This window comes from Streptomyces sp. NPDC055078 (assembly GCF_053607985.1).
The window spans coordinates 1-3235 of the sequence record NZ_JBSGUP010000822.1 but is presented as its reverse complement, the minus strand read 5'-3'; the positions used below and the strand labels follow the sequence as shown (position 1 = coordinate 3235).

4 protein-coding genes are annotated in these 3235 nt (G+C 70.9%); 2 read left to right on the top strand and 2 right to left on the bottom strand.

Features of this window, described 5'->3' with window-relative positions:
- Together ACWF94_RS37250 and ACWF94_RS37245 are read right to left on the bottom strand one after the other, a co-directional pair.
- A partial coding sequence (locus ACWF94_RS37250; RefSeq protein ID WP_453499155.1) for an ADP-ribosylglycohydrolase family protein occupies positions 1–906 on the bottom strand: 906 nt, incomplete at its 3' end.
- A 12-nt stretch (positions 907–918) separates the two neighbouring features.
- A complete protein-coding gene (locus ACWF94_RS37245; protein ID WP_453499153.1) occupies positions 919–1578 on the bottom strand; it encodes a histidine phosphatase family protein in 660 nt (219 codons plus the stop codon).
- Positions 1579–1742: 164 nt separating this feature from the next.
- Between ACWF94_RS37245 and ACWF94_RS37240 the strand changes: the two genes are divergently transcribed.
- Positions 1743–2348, top strand: coding sequence for a YdbC family protein (locus tag ACWF94_RS37240; RefSeq protein ID WP_453499151.1), 606 nt, complete (start codon positions 1743–1745; stop codon positions 2346–2348).
- Between the two features lie 293 nt (positions 2349–2641).
- Positions 2642–3166: a TerD family protein gene (locus tag ACWF94_RS37235; protein WP_453499149.1), complete on the top strand. Its 525-nt coding sequence runs from the start codon at positions 2642–2644 to the stop codon at positions 3164–3166.
- The last annotated feature ends 69 nt before the right edge of the window (positions 3167–3235 follow it).

The window sequence follows — 3235 nt, the reverse complement described above, 5'->3', positions numbered from 1 at the left end:
GCGCGGGCCCTTCGGCACCCAGGCGGGCAGGGACTCGGTCCGCTCCAGCCAGGCGGCCGGCGGCTGTCCGCCGCGTCCCGCGGCGACCACTCCGCAAGCGATCGCGCAGGTGGTGTCCACATCCCCGCCCACCTGGGCGGTCACCCAGAATGTCCGCTCGAAGTCGCCGAGCGACCGCGCGGCCGACCAGAGCGCGAACGGAACCGTGTCATGTGCGCTCGTACGGCGACCGCAGCCGAGTACGGCGGCGACGGTCCCGGCATCCCCGTAGTCGAGCATGTCCCGCGCCCGCCGCAGACCCGCCCCCACCGCGCTGCGCGGCACGAGCGCGATGACACCGTCGAGCAGTTCCGCGGGCCCGGGCGGCCCGCCGGGATCGGCGGCGAGTGCCGCGGCAGCCGCGACGGCCATCGCGCCAACGACCGCCTCACGGTGCTGATGAGTGGTGTACGAGGAGATCTCGGCCTGGTGGGTGGCCTGCTCGGGGTCGTCCGCGTACCACGCGCCGAGCGGGGCGATCCGCATCGCGGAACCGTTGCCCCAGGAGCCCTGGCCCTGGAAGAGGGCGGCGGCGAGTTCTCGCCACTCCCCTCCCTCTCTGACGAGCCGGAGCATGCGGTTGACCGCGGGGCCGTAGCCGCGGTCGAAGTCGTGGCGGTCGGCGAAGGAGCGCGCGAGCGCGTCCTGGTCGGCACGGCCGTGGTTCGCCAGCACGGTCAGTACCGAGCAGGCCATCTCGGTGTCGTCGGTCCACTGCCAGCCCCCCGGAGGCAGCTCGCGCCGCTTCAGCAGGGGATAGTTGGCCGGTACGAAGAACTGGGAGCCCAGGGCGTCCCCCACGGACAGTCCGCGCAGGCTGTCCAGGGCACGTGCGAAACGCCGGTCGGTTGAGGAGTCAGCGGTCATCTTCCTGCCACTCTATCCGGTGACGCCGTACGGTTCGGGGGTACGCCAGCGTTCGAACGGCCGGTCAAGCGTGTACCGGCCGTCCTGGCCGAGGCGCAGGACCCGCATCTCGCCGTTGCCCGGATTGGAGAGCGACTCGAATTCGGCGACCGTCCAGTGGAACCAGCGCATACAGAACAGCCGCATCGTCAGCCCGTGGGTCACCAGGAGCACATTGGGCGGATGATCGGGTGATTCGAAGCTGCGGTGCAGGCTCTCCAGGAACGCCCCGACCCGGTCGTACACATCGGCTCCCGACTCGCCCTGGGCGAAACGGTAGAAGAAGTGGCCGTAGGCGTCCCGGTAGGTCTTCTGGAGCTGGACGTCGTCCCGGTCCTGCCAGTTCCCCCAGTCCTGCTCGCGCAGCCGTGGCTCCTCCCGCACCCGCACCAGCGCGGGATCGAGCCCGAAGGCGTGGAAGGTGTCGTGGGTGCGCCGGTAGGGGGAGACATAGACGCTGACGCGCTCACGCCCGAACAGCTCACGGAGCCTGGCTCCGGTCTCCTCGGCCTGGGCCCGCCCGGCGGCCGTGAGCCGCAGCGCGTGGTCGGGCTCGCGTTCGTACACGCTGTCATCGGCGTTCCCCTCCGACTCGCCATGCCGGACGAGGACGATGCGTCGCGGTCTTGCCATGTCTCGACCCTAGATCGGCGCGGCCGGAGACGGGGGGCGGGGCCGGGCCGATCCGGCTGATCCGGCCGGTGACATATGGCACATCCCGTCCGGTGGCGCGGGCCGGCGGGGTCACTCTGCGGGAGAGTGACCCGGGCCACGTTGGGGAGCCGTACGATGGCGCGGTGCTGGTCAAGTGGATTCGCTGCACTGTGGTGGACCGTCGTGGGTTCGAGCGGGGGCAGCGGAAGTGGGCGGGGCTGCTGGGTGAGCCGGGATTCCGGGGCCAGGGCGGGGGCTGGAGCAAGGGGCGGCCTCATGTCGCCCATGTCTTCGCCTTCTGGGAGAGCCGGGCGTTCTACGACTCGTTCATGGCCCGCTCCCATGATCGGCTGGCGTCCGGGCAGTCGGGGACGTACAAGGACGCCCAGGTCAAACTTTTCGATCATCGATTCGACGTGAAGACCGGGTTCGAGCCCAGGTTCACCGGTGTCGACGTGGTGCGGGTCGCGCACTGCAGGATCCGTGAGGAGCGGGTCGAGCACTACGCGCTGATGCAGGAGAAGGTGTGGAACCCGGCGATGGCCGGCTCACCCGGCATGGTGCGCGGGCTGTTCGGCGAGGCCCCGGGGAACGAGTTCCTGGTGATGTCGATGTGGCTCTCCACGGCCGAGCACGGCAAGTACCGCAGGGAGCGGGTGGAACGGCTGCTGCTGCGCGCGCAGACCGAGGCGGATGTCGCGGCGCTGAACGGGGACGTGGTGCAGCTCGAACCGTCGTGGACGGTCTGACACCCCCATGACCGCTCCGGCGCCGCCCGCCCGGCGCCCTGGCGTGCGGTGTGCGGTGCGCGCCAGGGGCGGGGCGCAGACGATCGACGGGCTGCGGTGAGTCACCGGCCGGATCAGCCGCCCCGGCGCCCCGGTCCCGCGGGGCCCCGGCGGCCCGGTAACGGAATGCCCCTTGCCAGAACCGGCGTACACCGGGCAAAGCCTCGCCCCGACCCGTACACAGCGGATACGGTCAATCACAGACACGGTCAATCGACGGAGAACTCCGGGCAGTTACGGAGAAGGGACATCTGGTGAGCAGCCTGAGCAAGGGCGTCCGCAAGGTCGAGGTCAGCCTGCGATGGGATCCGAGCCCGCTGGGCGCGGCTCCCCACGACCTCGACATAGTCGCCGCGACCTACGCGGCGGACACCCCTCAGGGCGCTCCGGCGTATGTCGTGCATTTCGACAGCCGGTCGCCGGACGGCACGATCACCCTGACCAGGGACAGCAAGACCGGTCAGGGGTTCGGGGCCGACGAGGTGCTGACCCTGGAGTTCGACCGGCTGGCGGCGGTCTACGGCCGGGTCCTGGTGGGCGTGGTGATCCAGCAGCGGGACGGCCGGCTGGCGTTCGGCGACGTGGCGAACACGCTCGTCAGGGTCGCCGAGGGCCATACCGAGCTGTGGAAGGACGACTTCTCGGGCGTCGCTGGGGCCACGGCGGCGGTCGTCGCGGAGTTCAGCCGCGATGACACGGGCGTCTGGCGGTTCCATGAGACGATCCGCGGCTTCGACGCCGACCCGCAGGCATTCCTCGCCCTGATGGGCAGCGAGTGACGCGGCGGGCGACCGCCCGGGAGGGAACGCCGGACGGATGACCGCGAGCCGCGGCAGCGGTTCACGGCA

What these genes read in the sequence shown, in the direction of transcription:
- ACWF94_RS37245 (WP_453499153.1), bottom strand. Translation starts at nt 1,578, where the DNA reads ATGGCAAGACCGCGACGCATCGTCCTCGTCCGGCATGGCGAGTCGGAG.